Here is a 22001-nt window from a genome sequence, read left to right as displayed (position 1 = left end):
GGTGTGCAGCACCTTGGGGATGTCGTAGATCGACTTGGCGTCCACGCAGGCCACCACGGCCGCCTCGTCGACCCGCCGTCACGCGTGCACCCGGGCCATCAGCAGCGCCACGTCGTCGTGGTCGTCCGGGGCCCGCAGCTCGCGCAGCAGCCGGTCGCACGTCGCGTCGAGCGACGCGTCCGGGGTGCGCAACAGCCCCAGCAGCGTCCCGAGACGGCTGTCGATGTCGTCGTCCCGGGTCTCCACCAGCCCGTCCGTGTACAGGACCAGCCGGTCGCCCGGCCGGAGCGGTACCGTGACGTCGCTGAACGGCACCCCGCCCACCCCGAGCGGCGCCCCGGGCGGCAGATCCAGGAGCACCGGCTCACCACCCTCCGGGACCAGCACCGGCGGGAGATGCCCGGCGGTGGACACCCGGCACCGCCCGGCGGCCGGGTCGTACACGGCGTAGACACAGGTGGCGAACCACGGGTCGAGACCGGCGGTGATCTCGTCCAGGTGCCCCAGCACCTCCGCGGGCTCCAGGGAGAGCCGGGACAGCGTCTGGGTGGCGGTGCGCAGCCGCCCCATCGTGGTGGCCGCGTTGATACCGCTGCCCATCACATCGCCCACCACCAGGGCGGTCCCGCCACCGCGCAGCCCGATCACGTCGAACCAGTCCCCGCCGACCTCGTACCGCGAGGCGGCCGGCCGGTAGCGGGAGACCACGTCGAGGCCCACCGGATCGTGGTGGTTGCGGGGCAGCATGCTGCGCTGGAGCGTCAGCGCGGTCTCCTGCTGCTGCCGGTAGAGCCGGGCGTTGTCGATGCCGACAGCGGCCCGGGCGGCCAGCTCGGAGGCCAGCGCCTCGTCCTCCGCGGTGAACGGCAGCGGGTTGTCCGTCCGGATCAGGTCGATCGCGCCCAGCACCTCGCCCCGGGCGATCAGCGGCACCGCCAGGTAGGAGTGGGCGCCGGCCTCGGCCAGCAGGGCCGCCGAATGGTCGTCGCGGGCGATGCGCGCGAGTTTCTCCGCGTCGAGATACGGCTCCCGGACCGGCCGGGCCGTCCGCACGCACCGGGTGATGAGGCGGTCGGCACCGTAGTGGGCGGCCCGCCCCGGCGGATCGGCGGCCTCCACCACGGGGGTCGGCCGGGCGGCGACGACGGCCAGGGCCTGGATGAGGAGCGGGCCCTCGTTCGACCCCGGCCGGCCCTGCAGCACGCTGTCCAGCACGTCCACCGCGGCGACGTCGGCGAGCTGCGGCACGGTGACCTCGGCCAGCTCCCGGGCCGTCTGCTCCAGGTCGAGCGTGGTGCCGATGCGCACCGAGGCGTCGGCGATCAGCGCGAGGTGCTGCCGGGCCCGCTCCGCCTCGGCGGCCGCCCGGTGGCGGTCGGTGACATCGATCAATGACACGGCGATCCCCAGCACCCGGCCACCGGAGTCGTCCAGCCGGTACAGCGACACCGACCAGGCGCGCTCGGTCTCCGGGTCGGCGGGACTGCGGCCCACCATCTGGCGCGACACCTGAGGCACACCGCTGTCCAGGACCTCGCGCGCGGCCGTCTCCATGCCCTCCGCGCCGAGGAACGGCAGCGCCTCGCCCATCCGCCGGCCCAGGTGCTCGACGGCGCTCACGCCGTCCATCCGCTCCAGCGCGGCGTTCGCGGACAGGAAGCGCAGATCGGGGCCCAGCACCGCGAGGCCGATCGGGGACTGGTCGACCAGACCCACGGACAGCGCGAGGTCCCGCTCCACCCGGCGCAGCACCTCCCCGTCGGCCGCCAGCCCCAGGGCGTAGAAGCCGCCCCGGTCGTCCTCCAGCCGCATGTTGCGGAACTCCAGCAGCCGGGTGGTGCCGTCCCTGTGCCGTACGGGGAAGACCCCCGCCCACGCCTCGCCGCTGCTCATGACCTCGCCGAACAGGCGCAGCACCAGCTCGAAGTGCTCCTCGTCGACCAGTACACGGGCGGCGAACTCGCCCAGTGCCTCCTCGGCCGGGTAACCCAGCAGCCGTTCGGCCTGCGGACTCCACAGGACGATACGGCCCTGGGCGTCCAGCACGAGCGCGGCGACCCCGAGGACGTCGAGCAGACCGCTCTCGGACGACCGGCGCGCGCCCGCCCGGCGGACCTCGCCCCAGCCGATCCGCATGTCATCAGTGCCGCCCACGGACGATCCTTCCCATGCCGCCACCGGGCCCGACGCGCGCCCGCCGTCTCCCATGGTCGCCCCTGCGCCACCGCCCCCGCAGCTTCGAGGTACGCGAAAGGCACCCGAAGGGAAGGCCGCGGGGTTTCGGAGGCGAAATGCCGGTCACCCGCAGCGTACCGAGGGAAACGCGACGCACACGACCGTCAGGAGTGAGAGTCCATGGAGAACTGGCGCATGCACGCGGCCTGCCGCGACGAGGACCCGGACCTGTTCTTCCCCATCGGAAGCACCGGGCCGGCGCTCGTCCAGGTCGAGGAGGCCAAGACGGTGTGCCGACGCTGTCCGGTACAGGAGGAATGCCTGCGGTGGGCCCTGGAGAACAACCAGGACGCCGGTGTGTGGGGAGGCCTGGGGGAGAGCGAACGGCGCGCCCTGAAGCGACGCCGCCGCCGGCAGACCCACGGGTCCGGGTGAGACTCCGACGGGCGCGAGGGCGGTCTCACACCGTCATATGTCGGATTTCATGGCTTTTCACCGGCTCGCTGGTGGAGGATGAAGCATGGACACCAAGGGTTGGATCATCATCGGCGCGGTTCTCGTGCTGCTCACCCTGGCCGTCGCCGGCGTGCTGGTGGTGCGGGTCCTGAAGGCCAGGAAACTGCTGGCCGAAGCCGGTGTCCCGTTGCGCGACAAGGCCCTGGTCTGGGCGGCGGTGCTGTACACCGTCTTCCCGGTCGACCTGCTGCCGGACCCGGTCTACCTCGACGACATCGGGTTCCTCCTGCTGGCCCTGCGCTCGCTGCGCGCCGCCGCGCGGGCCACGGGGGCCGGTGCCCGTCCGGAGCGGCCCGCCGAGGCCGGCCGCGACCTCGGCCCGTAGTCCGCGAGCATGCCGGGGAACCCGGCACGTCCTGATCGTTGACAGTGGGGTGGGTACACGTCACTCTCCTGGGAGAGCGCTCTCCCAGTCAATCGCGGGACCCCCGTCCCGCACTCTTCCGCCAGGAGAGAATGTGCACAGAGCCGGTTCGGCCCTGCCCGTGAGACCCCGCACGGGCACGCTGCTGATCACCCTTCTCGCCCTGTTCGCGTCGTCGTTGGTCATGCTGACCGCCCCCCGCGCCCGGGCCGCGGAATCCCTGTTGTCGCAAGGAAAGACCGCCACCGCCTCCTCCGCGGAGGGCGCCGGCTACGCGGCGTCGGCCGCCGTGGACGGCAACCTCACGGGCACCCGCTGGTCCAGTGAATGGAGCGACCCCCAGTGGCTCCAGGTGGACCTCGGCGCCACCGCCGACCTCAGCAGAGTCGTCCTGACCTGGGAATCCGCCTACGGCAAGGCGTACGAGATCCGGACCTCCGACAACGGCTCCGACTGGCGCACGCTGAAGACCGTCACCGACGGCGACGGCGGCACCGACGACCTGGCGGTCAGCGGCTCCGGCCGCTACGTCAGGATGTACGGCACGGCCCGCCCCGGCGGCTACGGCTACTCCCTGTGGGAGTTCCAGGTGTACGGCACCGCCGGCGCCACGGGCCCGGGGACCGGCGGAGCCGTCCGTGTCACCGGTTCGCAGGGCAACTGGCAGCTGACCGTCGACGGCAAGCCGTACCAGGTCAAGGGACTGACCTGGGGCCCGTCCGTCAACGACGCGGCGCGCTACATGCCCGACCTGAAGTCGATGGGCGTCAACACCATCCGGACCTGGGGCACCGACGGCACCTCCAAGCCGCTGCTCGACGCGGCGGCGGCCAACGGCATCCGGGTGGTCAGCGGTTTCTGGCTGCAGCCGGGCGGCGGTCCGGGCAGCGGCGGCTGTGTCGACTACCTGACCGACGACGCCTACAAGTCCTCGTCGCTCACCGAGTTCGCCAAGTGGGCCGACACGTACAAGAGCCACCCCGGCGTGCTCATGTGGAACGTCGGCAACGAGTCGGTCCTCGGGCTGCAGAACTGCTACAGCGGTGACGAGCTGGAGAAGCAGCGCAACGCGTACACCAGCTTCGTCAACGAGGTGGCGAAGAAGATCCACACCATCGACCCCGACCACCCGGTGACGTCCACCGACGCCTGGACCGGGGCCTGGCCGTACTACAGGAAGAACGCCCCGGACCTGGACCTCTACTCGGTCAACTCCTACGGCGACATCTGCGGTGTCCGTGCCACCTGGGAGGCCGGCGGCTACACCAAGCCCTACATCATCACCGAGGGCGGTCCGGCCGGTGAGTGGGAGGTCCCCGACGACGCCAACGGTGTCCCGGACGAGCCCACCGACGTGCAGAAGGCCGAGGGCTACACCAAGGCGTGGAACTGCGTCACCGCCCACCAGGGCGTCGCGCTGGGCGCCACCTTCTTCCACTACGGGACCGAGCACGACTTCGGCGGCGTCTGGTTCAACGTGGTGCCGGACGGCAAGAAGCGGCTCTCGTACTACGCCCTGAAGAAGGCGTACAGCGGCTCCACCGCCGGTGACAACACCCCGCCCGTCATCAGCGGCATGACGGTGCAGAACGCCGGCGGGGCGCCCGCGGGCAAGGAGTTCACCGTCCGGGCCGACGTCCGCGACCCGGACGGCGACCCCGTCACGTACAAGATCTACCTGAGCGGCAACTACGCGACCGGCGACAAGGGCCTGGTCGAGGCCACCTGGCGGTCCACCGGCAGCGGCGCCTTCGCGGTGACCGCGCCCGGGCGGCTCGGTGTGTGGAAGGTGTACATCCAGGCAGAGGACGGGCACGGCAACGCCGGGATCGAGACCAAGTCGGTGAAGGTCGTGGTGCCCCCGGTCAGCGGTACCAACCTCGCGCTCGGCCGCCCCACCACCGCCACCTCCGCCCAGGCCGGCAGCAGCGGCTGCCCGTGCACCGCGGCGATGGCTACCGACGGGCGGCTGGACACCCGGTGGGCCGGCGACTGGAGCGACCCGCAGTCCATTCAGGTCGACCTCGGCGAGCGGAAGTCCTTCCGCCACCTCCAGCTGGTGTGGGACCCGGCGTACGCCAAGTCCTACGAGGTGCTGGTCTCGGACGACGGCGACTCCTGGCGGTCGGTGTACACCACCACCGACGGGGACGGTGACGCCGACGACCTCGACATCGCGCAGACCGCCCGCTACGTGAAGCTCGATCTCACCCGGCGGGGCACGGCCTGGGGCTACTCGCTCTGGGAATTCGGCGTCTACAGCTGAGGACCGGGCGGGTACCGGCGGGGCGCGTCCCCGCCGGTACCCGCCCCGGGGCGTGTCGGTGGGTGTGCCGGTACGGGGCGGCGGACATGGTGAAGGCATGAACGTCGCTGACATTTTGACGGACGGGTACTCCCGCATCCAGGAGAGCGTGCACGCGGCCCTCGAGGGCCTCGAACCCGATGACCTGCACGCCCGGCTGGACGACGGCGCCAACTCGATCGCCTGGCTGGTGTGGCATCTGACCCGCGTCCAGGACGACCACATCGCGGACGCGGCCGGCACCGAACAGATCTGGTTCGCCCAGGACTGGGCCGGCCGTTTCGACCTCCCCTTCACCGAGGGGGCCACCGGGTACGGGCAGAGCAGCAAGGAGGTCGCGGCCGTCCGCGTGGGCTCCGCGGACCTGCTCCTCGGCTACTACGACGCGGTCCACGAGCACACGCTCGGCTTCCTCCGGGGCCTCGACGGCCATGCGCTGGACCGGATCGTCGACGAGGCCTGGTCGCCGCCCGTCACCCTCGGCGTGCGGCTGGTCAGCGTTCTGTCGGACGACCTCCAGCACATCGGCCAGGCGGCCTTCGTGCGCGGTGTGCTGGAACGCCGCTAGGAATCCGTCCGACCACGCACCGCACCGCGCCGCCCACCGCCCGCCGCCACGGCGGGCGGTGGGCGGTGCGGTGCGTCAAACGGTGCGTTCCACGACGTACGGGAGCAGCGTGAGCATCTCCTCCAGCGCCGCGGGTGCCAGCGGGACGCTCTCCAGGCACGCCCGCGCGCGCTCCAGATGGCGGTGGGCCTCCGACGTGGCCGCCGCGCGCCCGCCGGCCTCCTCCACCAGACCGGCCGCCCGCCGCACGGCACCCTCGTCGAGCGGACCGCCGCGCAGCAGCGCCCCCAGCTCCGTCGCGGCCGGCCCGCCGGCGGCGAGCGCGGCGAGCACCGGGTACGTCTTCTTGCCGCGCCCGAGGTCACCGTGCACCGGCTTGCCCGTCACGGCCGGGTCGCCCCAGATGCCCAGCACGTCGTCCGCCGCCTGGAACGCCACCCCGAAGTGGCGCCCCGCCGTGGCGAGGGCGTCGGCCTCCGTGCGCCCGGCCCCGCCGAGCAGGGCGCCCAGGCCGGCGGCGCAGCCCAGCAGCGCACCGGTCTTGTGCTCGGCCATCAGCCGGTACTCGTGCGGCTGCACGGCGTCCGGACCGGTCCAGGGCCGCGACTCGAAGAGCAGGTCGTCGGCCTGGCCGTGCACCAGGTCGGTGAGGGTGCCCGCGAGCAGCCGGACCGCCGGCACGCAGTGCCCGCCCGGCGCCTCGGCCAGCGTCCGCACCGCCTGCGCGAACAACGCGTCCCCCGCGAGGACGGCGGGGCCGGTCCCGTAGGCCTTCCAGGCGGTGGCGCGCCGTCTGCGTGTCTCGTCGCCGTCCATGATGTCGTCGTGGAGGAGGGAGAAGGTGTGGACGAGCTCGACGGCGACCGCGCCGGGGACCGCGCTGCGGGCCTCCGCTCCGACGGCCTCCGCGCCGAGTACGGCCAACGCCTGGCGCACTCCCTTGCCCTGGGCGCCGGGCACGTCCCCGCCGTCCACCCCGTCCCACCCCAGCGAGAAGGCGGCGATCTCGCCGTGCCACGGGTGCAGTCGGCGCACGGCCCGGTACAGGGCGGGCCGGACCAGGGCGCGGCAGCGGGCCAGTGTCCGCGGTGCGGTGGCCGGTGAGGCCGTGGGAGACGTCATCGGCGTCCGCCCGCACCCGGTGCCGTGTCCCCGGCCGGTTCCACGTCCAGCTCCCGGTACGCCCGGTCGACCATGTCCCGGGCGTTGAGCAGCCCGATCCGGTCGAGCGTGGCCCGCAGCGCGTCCAGGTCGGCGGCCGTCTCCCGGGCCTCGCGGCCGAGTCGGGCGAGCGACTTGACCAGACCCAGCCGCGCCAGCGCCTCGCCCCGGGGCTCCGCCATCGCCCGGAACTCCTCCAGCGCCCCCGCGTAGCCCTGCCCGGCCTCCTCGTAACGTCCGGTGCGGTAGAGCACATTGGCGCGCATCTTGTGGTTGTACGCCAGGGCACTCGACAAGTTCATCTCGCGGCACGTGACTTCGGCCTCCGCGAGCAGTTCCAGCGCCCGGTCCGGGTCGTTGTCGCGTACGGAGACGATGTCGGCCATGCCGCGCAGCGCCCAGGCGCGGCCCCGCCGGTCGTCGGCGGCACCGGCCAGCTCGGCCGCCTCCTCGAACATCGCCAGGGCGGTGTCGAAGGAACCGGTGTTGCGGTGGATCTGCGCGATGCCCTCCAGCGCCCAGACGGTGTGCCGTGCCTCGCCGCGTGCCCGGGCCTCGGCGAGCAGCTGCTCGTGCAGCGCCGCGGCCGTCCGGTAGTCGCCCTGGATGCGCCCGGTCTCCGCGAGCCCGGCGAGCGAGTAGCCCCGGGCGACCACGTCCCCGCCCTTCTTGCCCATGTCCGCCGCCAGCCCCAGCAGCCGGAACGCCAGCCGGAGCCGGCCGCGCTGCCGGGCGAGGGTGCCGCCGCTCCACAGTGCCCAGGCCATCGCCCCGGCGTCGTCCGCCGAGCGAGCCGCGCGGTAACTCGCCTTCCACGCGAGATCGGCCTCCCGCACCTGTCCGAGCCTGCGGTGTGCCTCGGCCACGGCGAGACCTGCCCGGGCCACCTCCTGGGGCGAGCCGGAGAGTTCGGCCTCCGCCAAGTGGCGTACGCCCTCGGCCAGTACGTCGGTGAGGGCGGCGTTCACGGACATCTTGGTGAGGGCGCCTTGATATTCGGGCGCCAGTGCCTTGCTGTGCATGGGAGCCTTTCGCGCGGGTGCGGGCCGGTTCGGCGGACAACTATACATTGCATGTATACACATAGCGCATAGTTGGTCGGTGTTCCGGCCCGCACTGAGGGGGATCATCGGGTGTGCGGCGTGCCGCCTTGCTGTGGATCAAGACCGCGTATCGGCGCCGCGGGTTGCTTCGCGACGGGAAAAGCGAACGGGACGACCGGGCGCCCTCGCGTCAGGCGGCCCCGCCGGCCAGATGGGCGACGAACCACGCGCGGGCCCGTTCGGCGACCTCGTCCAGCGTGCCCGGTTCCTCGAAGAGGTGCGTCGCGCCGGGGATGACGTCGAGCCGGCTCTCGCAGCGCAGCTCCGCCTGCGCCCGGCGGTTCAGCTCCAGCACCCGGGTGTCCCGGCTTCCCACGAGGAGCAGGGTCGGGGAGCGGACCTCGCCCAGGCGGGCACCCGCGAGGTCGGGCCGGCCGCCGCGCGAGACGACCGCGCCGATGCCCGTGTCCCGGTCCGCGCCGACGACGGCCGCCGCTTGCAGCGCCGCGGCGGCGCCCGTGCTGGCGCCGAACACGCCGAGGGGCCCGGGGGCGCGGCCCCGCACCCAGGCCGCGGCGTCCGCCAGGCGCCCGGCGAGGGCCGATACGTCGAAGACGTGGCCGCCCTCGGCCTCCTCGTCCGCGGTGAGCAGGTCGAACAGCAGCGTGCCGAGGCCGGCCCGGTTCAGCGTCGCCGCGACCGACCGGTTGCGCGGGCTGTGCCTGCTGCTCCCGGAGCCGTGGGCGAACACCACGAGCGCCCCGGAGCCACCGGCCGGGGTGAGGGTGCCCGGCAGCTCCACCCCGCCGGCCTCCACCAGCACATCGCTGGTCAGCCGGGGCCCGGCCCGGCGGGCCGCCCGGGCCAGGAGCGTGACGACTTCCTCGTCCGGAGTCTGGTCGAAGTCCCGGTACCACTCGCCCACCGCGGAGAACCCGGCCGGCGCGGACAGACACACCAGCTCGTCCGCCTCCTCCCGCAGCCGGGCCGCGGCGGCCGGCGGTGCGACCGGCACGGCCAGCACCACATGGGCGGCGCCCTGCGCCCGGGCCACCGCACAGGCGGCGAGTGCGGTCGCCCCGGTGGCGACGCCGTCGTCCACGAGCACCACCGTGCGCCCTTCGAGGGGGATGCGCGGCCGGTCGCCCCGGAACGCCTGGGCCCGGCGCAGGAGTTCGGTCTCCTCGGCCTGCTGGACGGAGGCGATGTCGGACTCCGGCACACCGGCCCGGCGCACGATGTCGTCGCTGATGATCCGGACCCCGCCCTCCCCGATGGCGCCGAAACCCAGCTCGGGTTGGCGCGGGACGCCCAGCTTGCGCACCACGATCACATCGAGCGGGGCGTCGAGCTCCCGCGCGACGTGGAAGGCCACCGGCACGCCGCCGCGTGGCAGGCCCAGCACCACGGGGTCGCTCTGCGCGAGGGGCCGGAGGGCTTCGGCGAGCCGCCTGCCCGCGTCGGCCCGGTCGGTGAACAGCACGGGAACACCCCCAGACCGGGGGAGGGGAGGAAGGAATCGTCCACCTCGTTCCAGTCAAGGCCACGCCCCGGCCGCCTGCAAGCCGGCACCGGGGGCCCGGCGCCGGCTTGCGGGCCGCACGGTCCGGACCCGGCCGGGGAGCGTGCACCGGTGGGGCGCGTCGCGTCAGCCGTCCCCGGTCTCCAGTGCCTTGATGAGGAGCAGCGCGATGTCGTCGCTGCCGGGCGTGGAGTCCTTCGCGTACCGGACGAGGCTGTCCGCGACGGCGTCCATGGGCCGGCCGGCGCTCCGGGTGAGCCGGCGGGCGAGCGCCGCGGTCGACTCGTCGGGATCGATGCCGGGCACTTCCACGAGCCCGTCCGTGTACAGCGCGAGCACGGCGTCCGGCGGCAGCGGGATCTCGGTCGTCGGGTAGCGCGCGTCCCGGTCGATGCCCAGCAGCAGCCCGGGAGGCAGCCGCAGCACCTCGGTGTGCCCGCCGGGGTGGCGCAGCAGCGGCGGCGGGTGGCCGGCGGTGGCCAGCAGGGCGCGGTGGCCGGCCAGGTCCAGATGGACGTAGAGACAGCTGGTGAAGAGGCCGGGGTCGAGATCGGCGAGCAGCCGGTTGGTGCGGGCCAGCACCTCGGCGGGCGGTGCGCCGGCCGTGGCGTGCACCGCCGTGCGTACCTGCCCCATCAGGGCGGCGGCCGTCACGTTGTGGCCCTGCACGTCGCCGATGGCCGCGGCGGCGGTGGTGGCGTCGAGCGGGATGACGTCGTAGAAGTCACCGCCGATGCCCATGCCGCGGGTGGCGGGCAGATAGCGGGCGGCCACGTCCAGGCCGCTGATCCGGGGCAGGGTGTGGGGCAGCAGATGGGCTTGGAGGCTGTGGGCGAGCTGTTCCTTCGTGTCGTACAGACGGGCCCGGTCCAGGGCCTGGGCGATGAGTCCGGCGATCGAGGTGAGAAGCGCCCGTTCCTCCGGTTCGAAGGGGCGCGTACGGTCGTAGCCGAACACCAGCGTGCCGACCGGGCGTCCGGAGGCGAAGAGCGGCAGGAAGGCCCACGCCGCCAGGCCTTCCTGGAGCGAGGCGGGCCAAAAGACACGCCGGAACTCCTCGAAGGTCCGGTAGAAGGCGGGCGCGCCGGTCGTCAGGACGTGGGTGACGGGGGCGCGTGAGGTCAGCGGTGCGCCCTCGAAGCACTCCATCAGTTCGTCGCTGAAACCGCGGTGTCCCTCGATGCGCAGCCGTCCCTCCGCCACCGTCAGCACGGCGAGCGCCTGGATGCGGAAGGCGGGGACCAGCTGCTCGGAGATCAGCTCGACCACGTCCTGGATCCCCACGGCCTCGGTGAGCGTCGCGGCCAGATGCATCAGGTGGTAGAGCGCGACGGCGCGACCCGGAGTGCTCGGCGAGGCGGGGGTACGGCCCGGAGTGCTCGGCGAGGCGACGGCGCCGGTGACCGTGGGAAGCGCAGGCGCGTGCGGCCCGCTGACGGGTGTGATGTACACGCTGATGCCGGACGCGTCGGGGCAGAGCCGGAAGCACAGCCACCGGTCCGGCGGCCGCAGGGCCACGAAGGACATCGGCTCCCGGCTGATCATCGCCCCCCGGTACTGGTCCTCGAAGAGCGGATCGGCCATCCAGCGCAGCGACTCCCAGGGCAGCGTCCCCACCAGCTCCTCCACGCTCCCCCCGAGCAGGGCGGCGGCGGTGTCCGTGAGGTAGGTGATCCTGCCGTGCGTGTTCAGCGTGCAGCAGCCGCCGGGCAGCCGGGCGACGAATTCCGCCGCGGCGGCCGCCGCGGCGCGGGAGGGCGGCGGCGCGATGACCGGAGGCAGCACCCGCGGCTCGGTGCCGGCGGTCACCGGCCGGCCCCGCTCCCGCGCCTCGTGCAGCACCCGCGCCGCGTCGTGACAGCAGTCCTCGACCGCCGCACGCTCCTGCGGCGTCAGCTGCGCGGGGTGGGAGCCGGGCCACAGCAGCACGAGGCCGCCGAGGACCTCGGCCGCGCCGACGAGAGGTGCGGCGGCGAGGGCGAAGCGGTACGGCAGGACGAGCGCGGGGCGCGGATACCGCCTGGCCAGCTCCTCCTGGCTGCCGAGCCACACCAGGTGCCGGTCCTTCACCGCGTCCGACACCGGCATGGGCGCGGACAACGGCACCCGGAGCCAGGGGTTGGCGATCTCCCCCGGGATCCCGGCGAGCACGGCGAGCCGGAGCGTCGATCCGCCGGGCGGCAGCAGGTACAGCATCGCCACGGTGGCGCCCGTCTCCCGCACCGCACACGCCACCGCCGCGTCCAGAAGGTCCTCCGCGGAGTCCATGGCGGGCCCGACATTGTCCATAACCGGACAATACGCCCGCACCTTGCTCGGTACCGCGAGGGCGGCCACCGTGACACGCTCCCCGGTGCGCCTTCCCGGCCGCGCTCCCACGCCCGGCCGGCCGCCTCCCCGGGTGCTTCCGGCCGGGCCGGCCTGCCGATGCCTCACCAGGGCCTGAACGCCACCGGGCCGGTGCGGACGACGTCCTCGGCCGGCGCCGCATCGACCGCCCGCCGCATCGTGTGCTCGACCGCCTTGCGAAAGGAGGGCATTCTGCGCGGCCGTGCGCAGCGGGTGGGGCCGACCAGCCGGTTCACCGTCGTCGTGGTGGTGGCCTGCCGCAGCCCGAAGGGCCTACCAGGTGACCGGTTTCCCCGGCGACCTCGAAGGACAGCTCGCCGACCGCGCTCGCGCAGTCCGGACAGACCTGCTCGACCCGGATCGTGCACTGCACGGCAGGAGCCGGACGCCCCGGGCGCACACGGGCCGCGACCGTCCGGGGAACACCGGTGTGCTGAACTGTCCGGGAACCGTCCGATCCAGGAGCACCCTTGAACAGCTACCGGCAGCCCGGCCTCGTCCTCACCGACCACCGATTCACCGTCCCGCTCGACCACGCCGACCCCGGCGGTGAGCAGATCGAGATCTTCGGCCGGGAGATCGTGGCCGCTTCCAAGGCCGGCCAGGAGCTGCCCTGGCTGCTCTATCTGGAGGGCGGCCCCGGCTTCGGCGCCCGGCGCTTCACCGGCGCGGAGGCATGGCTCGGACGGGCGGTGCGGGAATTCCGGGTCCTCCTGCTCGACCAGCGCGGCACAGGCCTGTCCACCCCGGCCAACCGGCAGACCCTGCCGTTGCGGGGCGGGCCGCGCGAACAGGCCGACTACCTCGCGCACTTCCGCGCGGACAGCATCGTGCGCGACTGCGAGTCCATCCGCCCGCGGCTGACCGGCGGTGCCCCCTGGACGGTCCTCGGCCAGTCCTTCGGCGGCTTCTGCGCCGTCCGCTACCTCTCGGCCGCACCCGAGGGGCTGAGCACCGTCCTGATCACCGGTGGCCTGCCCTCGCTGGACGCCCACGCGGACGATGTCTACCGGGCCGCGTACCCGCGGATCGAGCGCAAGGTGGCAGCGCACTACGCCCGCTACCCGCAGGACGTCGAACGGGCCCGGGAGATCACCGCTCACCTCGCGGAGCACCGCCCCGAGAGCGCCGGGCACCGGCTGACGCCCGAGGGCTTCCAGTCCCTCGGCATCATGCTCGGCGGCGGCAGCGGCAGCCACCAGCTGCACTACCTCCTGGAGAACGCCTTCGTGCGCACTCCGCACGGTCCCGACCTCTCCGACGCCTTCCAGGAGGCCATGCGCAACGCGACCTCCTTCGCCGGCCACCCGCTCTACGCCCTCATGCACGAGGCCATCTACGGCCAGGGCGGGCGTCCCACCGCCTGGGCGGCCGAGCGGGTCCGCGCCGAGTTCCCGCAGTTCGACGCCGCGACGGCGCTGAAGGGCGACGGCCCGGTCCTGTTCACGGGCGAGTCCATCCACCCCTGGCACTTCGAGATCGACCCCGCGCTGCGCCCGCTGCGCGAGACGGCCGTACTCCTCGCGGACCGCACCGACTGGGAGCCGCTGTACGACCCCGAGCGCCTGGCCTCCAACGAGGTCCCGGTGGCCGCCGCCGTCTACCACGACGACATGTACGTGGACACCGCCCACGCCCTGCGTACCGCGTCCGCGATCCGCGGGCTGCGCACCTGGGTGACCGACGAGTTCGAGCACGACGGGCTGCGCGCGGGCGGCCCGCGCGTGCTGGACCGGCTGCTCGCGGTGGTCCGCGACGAGGTCTGACACCTGGCGATACGCGCGCGGGGGCGGCCGCAGATCCGGGCGGCCGCTCCCGCGCGTCGTGCCGTCTCAGGCCTGGAGGGCGTCCAGCGTCGCGTCCAGGTCCGTCGCCGAGCGCGGCGCGCGGTTGTGCGGAAGCTTCGACAGGACCGCCGCCATGCCGCAGGTGTTGGTGACGGCGGAGAAGACGAGGCCCGACCCCACGCCGGCGGACAGCCAGCGCGCGGCGGGGTACTTGACACCCGCCAGCAGCCCGGCCACCACGAGCGACCCGGCGGCCAGCCGCACCTGGCGCTCCATGGGCCAGACGGCCCGCGCCCCCTCCGGGCGCTCCAGGCCGTGGCCCTCGCTCTCCCAGGCGGAGGTGCCGCCGCTCAGCGTCGCCGCGTCGATGTCGGCCGCCGAGAGGATGTCGCAGGCGCGCGTCGAGCGGACACCCGAGGCGCAGACCACGAGCAGCGCGCCGCGGGCGGAGGCGGACTTCAGGGCGGGCAGCGCCTCGTCGAGACGGTCGAGCGGGATGTTCAACGCCCCCGGCACATGGCCTGCGGCGTACTCACCGGGTCCCCGCACGTCGATCACGGTGAACTCCGCGAGCCGGGCGGCGGCCTGGGCGGGAGAGAGGGATACGGGGCTGGTCACGAGCTGTGGTCCTTTCGTTCACCGGGTACGGGGCAGGTCTCGCTCTCTCCTGCCCCGAACGGCCCAGGATACCCCCCTGGGTATCAAGGCCGTCGTGTCACGGGTCTCTCCGTCGCCTTGCCCGTTAGCCTGCGGACATGACCGAGCAGCTGAAGCCCATGCCCGAGGACTGGCGGCGCGCGCTCGCCGTGGTCGCACACCCCGACGACCTGGAGTACGGCTGCGCGGCAGCGGTGGCAGGCTGGACCGACGCCGGGCGCGAGGTCACTTATCTGCTCGCCACCAGGGGCGAGGCCGGCATCGACACGCTGGACCCGGAGACGTGCGGGCCGTTGCGCGAGCGGGAGCAGCGGGCGAGCGCGGCGGCCGTCGGCGTCTCCCGCGTCGAGTTCCTGGACCACCGCGACGGGGTGATCGAGTACGGCGTCCCGCTGCGCCGCGACATCGCGGCGGCGATCCGCCGGCACCGGCCCGAGCTGGTGATCACGCTCAACCACCGGGACACCTGGGGCGGGGCCGTCTGGAACACGCCCGACCACCGTGCCGTCGGCCGCGCCACCCTCGACGCGGCGGCCGACGCGGGCAACCGATGGATCTTCCCGGAGTTGACGGAGCAGGGGCTCCAGCCGTGGGACGGTGTGCGCTGGGTGGCCGTGGCGGGATCGTCCACCCCCACCCACGCGGTGGACGCGACCGCCGGTCTGGAACGGTCCGTGCAGTCCCTCCTGGCTCATCGCACCTACATCGAAGTCCTCACGGACGAGGACCCCGAGACGTACTGCCGGACCTTCCTCACCGGTAACGCCGAGGGGGCTGCGGAGCGCTTCGGCGGACGCCCGGCCGTCCCGTTCGAGCTCTTCGCCCGCTAGTCGCGCAGGGGGTCCGACGGTCCGCTCTCTTTGATGCAGGAGGGCGGTTCCTGGAGGCAAAACCGCAGGTCCACGCATTAATGTTGTCCAGACCATTGACATGTAAGCGCCATGATGTTGAATTCAGTCCCGTTGTGCTGCGCGACTCTGGTGACTTGAGTGACCAATGGAGGATCTGTGACGCCTCGCCCGCCCCGCATCACCGCACTTACCGCCGCGGCGACCCTGCTCGCAGGCGGCATGCTGGCCGCCGGACCGTCCGCCCAGGCGGCCGGCGCCCCGCCCGCACCGGTCAAGGCCCAGGACACACCGCCCATCACCCCCACCCCGCAGTCGGTCGAGAACCGCCAGGACCGGGTGATCGTCACCCCCACCGTCACCCTCATCGCCGGTGAGACCGCCGACGGACCCACGCTCGACGTGGTGGAGACGGCCCTGCGCAAAGCGGGCGCCCGGCAGGTGGTCCGCGCGAAGCGCCCTGCCCCCGGCAGACTCACGGTGTACGCCGGTGACGCCGCAGCGACGGCTGCGCAGAAGCTGGAAGGACCCGCCGCACTGCCCGCCGAGGGCTACGTCCTCGGGATCGGCGCCGGCCGTATCGTTCTCGCCGGCAAGGACACCACCGGCACCTACTACGCGGCACAGACCCTGCGCCAGGTGCTGCCGCACCGCGGACAGCCGGGCGGCGAGGTCGCCGGCCTCGCCGTACGCGACTGGCCCGGCACCGCGCTGCGCGGGGTCATCGAGGGGTTCTACGGAACCCCGTGGTCGCACGAGGCCCGTCTCGACCAGCTCGACTACTACGGCGAGCACAAGATGAACATCTACGTGTACTCGCCCAAGGACGACGACTACCTCCGGGCCAAGTGGCGCGATCCCTACCCCGCCGACCGGCTGGCCCAGATCAAGGACCTCGCCGACCGCGCGGCCCTGCGCCACGTCGAGTTCACCTACGCCCTCTCGCCCGGCCTCTCGGTGTGCTACAGCTCCGACGCGGACGTGAAGGCGCTCATCGACAAGTTCCAGACGATGTGGGACATCGGCGTCCGCACCTTCGCGGTCCCGCTCGACGACATCAGCTACACCAACTGGAACTGCGACGCCGACAAGGCGAAGTGGGGGACCGGCGGCGGCGCGGCAGGTGCCGCCCAGGCCCATCTGCTGAACCGGGTCAACCGGGAGTTCATCGCCACCCACCCCGGCGCCCAGCCGCTCCAGATGGTCCCCACCGAGTACTACAACGTCAACTCCTCGGCGTACAAGAAGGCCCTGTCCGAGCAACTCGACCCCAATGTGCTCGTCGAGTGGACCGGCGTCGGCGTCGTCGCCCCCACCATGACGGTGGCTCAGGCGGACGCGGCCCGGAAGGTGTTCGGGCACCCGATCCTGACCTGGGACAACTACCCGGTCAACGACTACGCCACCAACCGCCTCCTGCTCGGTCCGTTCAACGGCCGCGAGAAGGGGCTCCCGGGACGGCTCGCCGGGATCACCGCCAACCCGATGATCCAGTCGTACGCCTCCAAGCTCTCGCTGTACACCGTTGCCGACTACGCCTGGAACGACGCCGCCTACGACCCCCGCGAGTCCTGGGGCAAGGGCATCGAGGAGTACGCGGGCGGCGACGCCCGGACCGCGAAGGCGCTGCGGGCCTTCGCGGACGTCAACTACAGCTCCGCGCTCAACACCGACAAGGCGCCCGAGCTGTCCGCCGCATTCACCCGCTACTGGGAGTCCGGGGACGCGAGGCGGCTCGACTCCGCCCTGGCCTCGCTGGGCGCGGCCCCCGCCCGGCTGCGCGCGGCGCTCCCGGACCGGGGCTTCATCGAGGACTCGGGCCCCTGGCTGGACGCCACCGAGTCCTGGGCGACCGCCACGCGCACCGCCCTGCGCATGGTCGAGGCCGCCCGAGCCGGGGAGGGGGCCCAGGCATGGGAGCTCCGGCAGCAGCTGCCCGCACAGGTCGAGCGTGCCGCCTCGTTCACGTACACCGGGCTCGGCGGAGGCAAGGTGCCGGTCCTGGTCGGGGACGGGCAGCTGGACGGGTTCGTCGACGCGGCCACCGCCGAGTACGACCGGCTGCTCGGCGTGAGCGGCAGGCCCACGGCCTCGACGAGCCTCGGCACGTACCAGAGCAACACCGTCGCCCGGATGCTCGACGGCGACGACTCCACGTACTTCTGGAGCGACGGGGCGCCCGCGGCCGGTGACCAGCTGACCGTCGATCTCGGCGAGTCCCGGGCCATCGGCTCCATCACGCTCGCCATGGCCAAGCCCGGCAGTACCGACGACTACCTCCACGAGGGCGTCCTGGAGTACTCGGCCGACGGCAAGAGCTGGCAGAAGCTCGCGGACTTCTCCGGAAAACCCGATGTCACGGCGGCCCCGCCCGCCGGCACGAAGGCGCGCTATGTGCGGGCCCGGGCGACCGCCGGACAGAACAGCTGGCTCGTCGTCCGCGAGTTCCAGGTCGCGACCACGGACGGCGCGGTCACCGGCAATCCCCCCGCCGCCACCGGCTCCTCGCTGCGCGCCGCCGCCGACGGCGACCCGGGCACCGTGTACCGGGGGGCGCGTGCGGCCGCGAACGGGGAATCGCTCGAGGTGGACCTCGTCGCAGCGCGGGCGGTCGGGTCGGTGACGGTGCTGCGGCCGTCCGGCTCCGAGGGCGCCGCCGATGTCCAGCTGCGTACGGCGGACGGCACCTGGCACACCGTCGGTGCCCTGCACGGCGCGTACACCGCCATCGACACCGCCGGGCGCACCGCCGACGCGGTGCGGCTGGCCTGGCGGGCCGGGGCGGCAGCACCGCAGGTCGCCGAGGTGGTGGTGGGCGAGTAGTCCGGCCGTAGAACCGTGCGCCCGGCGCCCCCGCAGCCTCCGCGGGCGGAGCCGGGCGCACGGTCGTGTTCCGGGCGGTGCGGATCCGTCGCCCGAGGGTTGTTCCCACAGGGGCAAGCGACCGCTTAGTATGCGCCGGAGCAGTGGTAATGCCGACAGTGTTGTGGAGGCCCCTCATGCAGGCATGGCGAGTGCACCGGAACGGTGAGCCGAGCGAGGTGATGCGGCTGGAGGAGACGGACCGGCCGGTGCCCGGCGACGGGCAGGTGACCGTCGAGGTGCTCGCGGCGAACATCAACTTCCCCGAAGCGCTGCTCTGCCGCGGCCAGTACCAGGTGCGGCCCCCGCTCCCGTTCACCCCCGGCGTCGAGATCTGCGGGCGCACCGAGGACGGACGCCGGGTGCTCGCGACCCCCGCCCTGCCGCACGGCGGATTCGCCCAGTACGTCGTCGCCGACGAGGCGGCCCTGCTGCCGGCCCCGGAAGCCCTCGACGACGCGGAGGCCGCGGCCCTGCACATCGGCTACCAGACCGGCTGGTTCGGGCTCCACCGCCGCGCGCACCTGAAGGCGGGGGAGACCCTGCTCGTGCACGCCGCCGCCGGCGGGGTCGGCAGCGCCGCCGTCCAGCTCGGCAAGGCCGTCGGCGCCACCGTCATCGGCGTCGTCGGCGGACCGGAGAAGGCGAAGACCGCCACCGCGCTCGGCTGCGACCTCGTCATCGACCGGCGTACCGAGGACATCGTGGCGGCGGTCAAGGGGTTCACCGGCGGGCGGGGCGCCGACGTCGTCTACGACCCGGTCGGGGGCGACGCGTACGCCAAGTCCGTGAAGTGCATCGCCTTCGAGGGACGGATCGTCGTCGTCGGCTTCGCCTCCGGCACCATCCCCACGCCCGCGCTCAACCACGCCCTCGTGAAGAACTACTCCGTCCTCGGGCTCCACTGGGGCCTCTACAACACCAAGGACCCGCAGGCGGTACGTGACTGTCACCAGGAGCTGACCCGGCTCGCCGCCGAAGGCGTCGTCAAGCCGCTGATCAGCGAGCGGGTCGCGATGGAGGAGGCGGCCGCCGCCGTCCAGCGCGTCGCCGACGGCACCAGCACCGGCCGCATCGTCGTCCTCCCGTCAGGAGTCTCCCGATGACCGCACCCGACGCGGCCGAACTGCGCCGCCGCACCCGTGAACTGCTCGCCGCGCACCCGCCGGCGAGCACCGGGCGCACCGACTTCCTCAAGGCGCGCTTCGACGCCGGACTCGCCTGGGTGCACTACCCCGTGGGCCTCGGCGGCCTGGACGCCCCCCGCTCCCTCCAGCCCGTCGTCGACGCCGAACTCGCCGCCGCGAACGCCCCGGACAACGACCCCCGCCGCATCGGCATCGGTCTCGGCATGGCCGCTCCGACCATCCTCGGCTTCGGCACGGACGAGCAGAAGGAGCGGTTCCTGAGGCCCCTGTGGGTGGGCGAGGAGGTCTGGTGCCAGCTCTTCAGCGAACCGGGAGCCGGCTCCGACCTCGCCGCCCTCGGTACGCGCGCCGTGCGCGAAGGCGAGGACTGGGTGGTCGACGGACAGAAGGTGTGGACCTCCAGCGCCCACCTCGCGCGCTGGGCGATCCTCATCGCCCGCACCGACCCCGACGTGCCCAAGCACCGCGGCATCAGCTACTTCATCTGCGACATGACCGACCCCGGCGTCGAGGTCCGGCCGCTGCGCCAGATCACCGGCGAGGCCGAGTTCAACGAGGTCTTCCTCACCGGTGTGCGCATCCCCGACAGCCGCAGGCTGGGGCCCGTCGGCGACGGTTGGAAGGTCGCGCAGACCACCCTCATGAACGAACGCGTCTCCATCGGCGGCTCCCGCATCCCCCGCGAGGGCGGCATGATCGGCCCGGTCGCCAGGACCTGGCGCGAACGCCCCGAGCTGCGCACCCACGACCTGCACCAGCGCCTGCTGACCCTGTGGGTCGAGGCGGAGGTCGCCCGCCTCACCGGGGAGCGGCTGCGCCAGCAGCTCGTCGCCGGTCAGCCCGGCCCCGAGGGCTCCGGCATGAAGCTCGCCTTCGCCCGGCTCAACCAGGAGATCAGCGGCCTCGAAGTCGAACTCCTCGGCGACGAAGGCCTGCTCTACGGCGACTGGACCATGCGGCGGCCCGAACTCGTCGACTTCACCGGCCGCGACGCCGGCTACCGCTACCTCCGCTCCAAGGGCAACTCCATCGAGGGCGGGACCAGCGAGGTCCTGCTCAACATCGTCGCCGAACGCGTCCTCGGTCTGCCCGCCGAGCCGCGTAACGACAAGGACGTCGCCTGGAAGGACCTCTCCCGATGACCGAACGGACCGAAACGGGCCAGGCGCCCGACCTCCTCTACTCCGAGGCCGAGGAGGACCTGCGCGCCGCCGTCCGTTCCCTGCTGGCGGACCGGGCCGACGCGCCGTCGGTGATCGACCGCACCGAGTCCGGCACGCCGTACGACCCGCAGTTGTGGAAGGCGCTCGCCACCGGCATCGGGGCCGCCGGCCTCCTCGTGCCCGAGGAGCTGGGCGGCCAGGGCGCCACGCACCGCGAGGCCGCCGTCGTCCTGGAGGAGCTGGGCCGCAGCGTGGCGCCCGCGCCGTATCTGACCAGCTCCGTCGTCGCCACCGAGACGCTGTTGGCGCTCGGTGCGCAGGACGGGCCGGCCGCCGGGCTTCTCGCCGAACTCGCCGAGGGACGCAAGGTCGCGGTGCCGGCGGTTCCGTTCTCGGCGTCGTCGCTCTCCGGGCTTTCGTCGGACCCGCGGGCCGGGGCGGACGGCCTGGACGCGAGGCTCGGCCCGGTCGCCGACGCGGCAGCTGCCGACGTGCTGCTGGTGCCTGCCGCCGACGGTCTCTACGCCGTCGCCACCGACGCGCCCGGTGTGCGCGTCGAGCCGCTCGTCGCGCTCGACCTCACCCGCCCGCTGGCCACCGTCACGCTCGACGGCGCTCCCGGAACCCGCCTCGCCGATGCCGGGGCGGCGGCGCGTGCGGTGGACCGAGGACTGCTGGCCGGCGCCGGACTGCTCGCCTCGGAGCAACTGGGACTCGCCGAGTGGTGCCTCACCGAGACGGTGCGACACACCCGGGAGCGCCACCAGTTCAACAGGCCGGTCGGCTCCTTCCAGGCGCTCAAGCACCGCATGGCGCAGCTCTGGCTGGAGGTCGTCTCGGCCCGGGCCGCCGCGCGAAACGCCGCCGACTCCCTGGCCACGGGCAGCCCCGACACACCGTTGGCCGTGGCCGTCGCGCAGGCGTACTGCTCCAAGGTCGCGGTCCACGCCGCCGAGGAGTGCGTGCAGTTGCACGGCGGGATCGGGATGACGTGGGAGCACCCCGCACACCTCTACCTGAAGCGGGCCAAGGCCGATGCCACCGCGTACGGCACGGCGGGACGCCACCGCGAAACCGTCGCCGCCCTGATGGAGCTGCCGGCCCCCTGAGGTTTCGCCGCGGGGGGTGGGGGAACGGACCCGCGCCCCCACCCCCCGCGGTGTGAGCGGCGCCCCCTTTCCCCGCTTCGCGGGGCTCGACTCAAGGCTTACCCGTTTGGCGGACACGCCAGTGCGCCGAACGGCCCCCGGGCTACGCCACACTGACGCCGAATGCCGCAAATCAGACGCGGCGAAGGAGGTTGGTCATGGCTATTTCGATCTCAGTGGTGCTGCTTCTGCTGATTCTCGCGGTGGTCTTCCTCCGCAGCGGCGGACTGAAGCTCTCCCACGCGCTGGTGTGCGCACTGCTCGGGTTCTTCCTGGCGGGTACGAGCATGGCCCCCACCATCCAGGACGGCATCATGGCCACCGCCGACGTGGTGGGCAGCATCAGGCCCTGAGCCGGCGCGCACGGCTGTGCGGCGCGGGGCCC

The 22001-nt window shown here is 73.2% G+C and carries 17 protein-coding genes; 11 read left to right on the top strand and 6 right to left on the bottom strand.

Going from position 1 to position 22001, the window contains the following annotated elements; translation table 11 throughout:
• Window positions 1–78: 78 nt before the first annotated feature.
• Window positions 79–2136 carry a SpoIIE family protein phosphatase gene (locus tag ABZ564_RS07970; RefSeq protein WP_360851329.1) on the bottom strand — a complete coding sequence of 686 codons (2058 nt, stop codon included), beginning with the start codon at window positions 2134–2136 and terminating at the stop codon, window positions 79–81.
• Window positions 2137–2355: 219 nt separating this feature from the next.
• Between ABZ564_RS07970 and ABZ564_RS07965 the strand changes: the two genes are divergently transcribed.
• From ABZ564_RS07965 to ABZ564_RS07950, 4 genes are all read left to right on the top strand, one after another.
• A complete protein-coding gene (locus ABZ564_RS07965; RefSeq protein WP_360851299.1) occupies window positions 2356–2610 on the top strand; it encodes a WhiB family transcriptional regulator in 255 nt (84 codons plus the stop codon).
• Between the two features lie 85 nt (window positions 2611–2695).
• Complete coding sequence (locus ABZ564_RS07960; RefSeq protein WP_360851296.1) at window positions 2696–3016, top strand: hypothetical protein; 321 nt, start codon at window positions 2696–2698, stop codon at window positions 3014–3016.
• A gap of 223 nt (window positions 3017–3239) precedes the next feature.
• A complete protein-coding gene (locus ABZ564_RS07955; RefSeq protein ID WP_360851326.1) occupies window positions 3240–5321 on the top strand; it encodes a discoidin domain-containing protein in 2082 nt (693 codons plus the stop codon).
• 97 nt (window positions 5322–5418) lie between these two features.
• A complete protein-coding gene (locus ABZ564_RS07950) occupies window positions 5419–5928 on the top strand; it encodes a DUF664 domain-containing protein (protein WP_360851293.1) in 510 nt (169 codons plus the stop codon).
• 75 nt (window positions 5929–6003) lie between these two features.
• Here the strand turns inward: ABZ564_RS07950 and ABZ564_RS07945 are convergent, their stop codons facing one another.
• The 4 genes from ABZ564_RS07945 to ABZ564_RS07930 form a co-directional block, all read right to left on the bottom strand.
• Window positions 6004–7050, bottom strand: a complete 1047-nt coding sequence (locus ABZ564_RS07945) for a polyprenyl synthetase family protein (protein WP_360851289.1) — start codon at window positions 7048–7050, stop codon at window positions 6004–6006.
• Window positions 7047–8111, bottom strand: coding sequence for a tetratricopeptide repeat protein (locus tag ABZ564_RS07940; protein ID WP_360851286.1), 1065 nt, complete (start codon window positions 8109–8111; stop codon window positions 7047–7049). The genes ABZ564_RS07945 and ABZ564_RS07940 overlap by 4 nt, the downstream gene beginning before the upstream one ends.
• A gap of 211 nt (window positions 8112–8322) precedes the next feature.
• A complete protein-coding gene (locus ABZ564_RS07935; RefSeq protein WP_360851282.1) occupies window positions 8323–9615 on the bottom strand; it encodes an alpha/beta family hydrolase in 1293 nt (430 codons plus the stop codon).
• Window positions 9616–9780: 165 nt separating this feature from the next.
• Window positions 9781–11943: a SpoIIE family protein phosphatase gene (locus ABZ564_RS07930; RefSeq protein WP_360851279.1), complete on the bottom strand. Its 2163-nt coding sequence runs from the start codon at window positions 11941–11943 to the stop codon at window positions 9781–9783.
• Window positions 11944–12473: 530 nt separating this feature from the next.
• Between ABZ564_RS07930 and ABZ564_RS07925 the strand changes: the two genes are divergently transcribed.
• Complete coding sequence (locus tag ABZ564_RS07925) at window positions 12474–13769, top strand: alpha/beta fold hydrolase (protein ID WP_360851275.1); 1296 nt, start codon at window positions 12474–12476, stop codon at window positions 13767–13769.
• Window positions 13770–13835: 66 nt separating this feature from the next.
• Here ABZ564_RS07925 and ABZ564_RS07920 read toward each other — a convergent pair whose 3' ends face one another.
• Window positions 13836–14408: a rhodanese-like domain-containing protein gene (locus tag ABZ564_RS07920; RefSeq protein ID WP_360851272.1), complete on the bottom strand. Its 573-nt coding sequence runs from the start codon at window positions 14406–14408 to the stop codon at window positions 13836–13838.
• A 137-nt stretch (window positions 14409–14545) separates the two neighbouring features.
• On the opposite strand from ABZ564_RS07920, the gene ABZ564_RS07915 reads away from it, so the two are divergent.
• The 6 genes from ABZ564_RS07915 (at window position 14546) to ABZ564_RS07890 (ending at window position 21969) form a co-directional block, all read left to right on the top strand.
• Window positions 14546–15277: a PIG-L deacetylase family protein gene (locus ABZ564_RS07915; protein ID WP_360851270.1), complete on the top strand. Its 732-nt coding sequence runs from the start codon at window positions 14546–14548 to the stop codon at window positions 15275–15277.
• A gap of 177 nt (window positions 15278–15454) precedes the next feature.
• The gene (locus ABZ564_RS07910; protein ID WP_360851267.1) at window positions 15455–18118 is read left to right on the top strand and encodes a beta-N-acetylglucosaminidase domain-containing protein; all 2664 of its coding nucleotides are present in this window, start codon (window positions 15455–15457) and stop codon (window positions 18116–18118) included.
• 176 nt (window positions 18119–18294) lie between these two features.
• Window positions 18295–19263 (top strand): NADPH:quinone oxidoreductase family protein, encoded by a 969-nt coding sequence (locus ABZ564_RS07905; RefSeq protein WP_360851263.1) that lies wholly within the window; start codon window positions 18295–18297, stop codon window positions 19261–19263.
• A complete protein-coding gene (locus ABZ564_RS07900) occupies window positions 19260–20447 on the top strand; it encodes an acyl-CoA dehydrogenase family protein (RefSeq protein ID WP_360851260.1) in 1188 nt (395 codons plus the stop codon). Before ABZ564_RS07905 ends, ABZ564_RS07900 begins: the two co-directional genes overlap by 4 nt.
• Window positions 20444–21577 carry an acyl-CoA dehydrogenase family protein gene (locus ABZ564_RS07895; RefSeq protein WP_360851257.1) on the top strand — a complete coding sequence of 378 codons (1134 nt, stop codon included), beginning with the start codon at window positions 20444–20446 and terminating at the stop codon, window positions 21575–21577. The genes ABZ564_RS07900 and ABZ564_RS07895 overlap by 4 nt, the downstream gene beginning before the upstream one ends.
• A 197-nt stretch (window positions 21578–21774) precedes the next feature.
• Window positions 21775–21969, top strand: a complete 195-nt coding sequence (locus ABZ564_RS07890) for a hypothetical protein (RefSeq protein ID WP_360851254.1) — start codon at window positions 21775–21777, stop codon at window positions 21967–21969.
• Window positions 21970–22001: the final 32 nt, after the last annotated feature.

Source organism: Streptomyces sp. NPDC019224 (genome assembly GCF_040632605.1).
Taxonomy (GTDB): Bacteria; Actinomycetota; Actinomycetes; order Streptomycetales; family Streptomycetaceae; genus Streptomyces.
The sequence above is the reverse complement of the archived record's forward strand: the minus strand, read 5'-3'. Positions and strand labels throughout refer to the sequence as shown.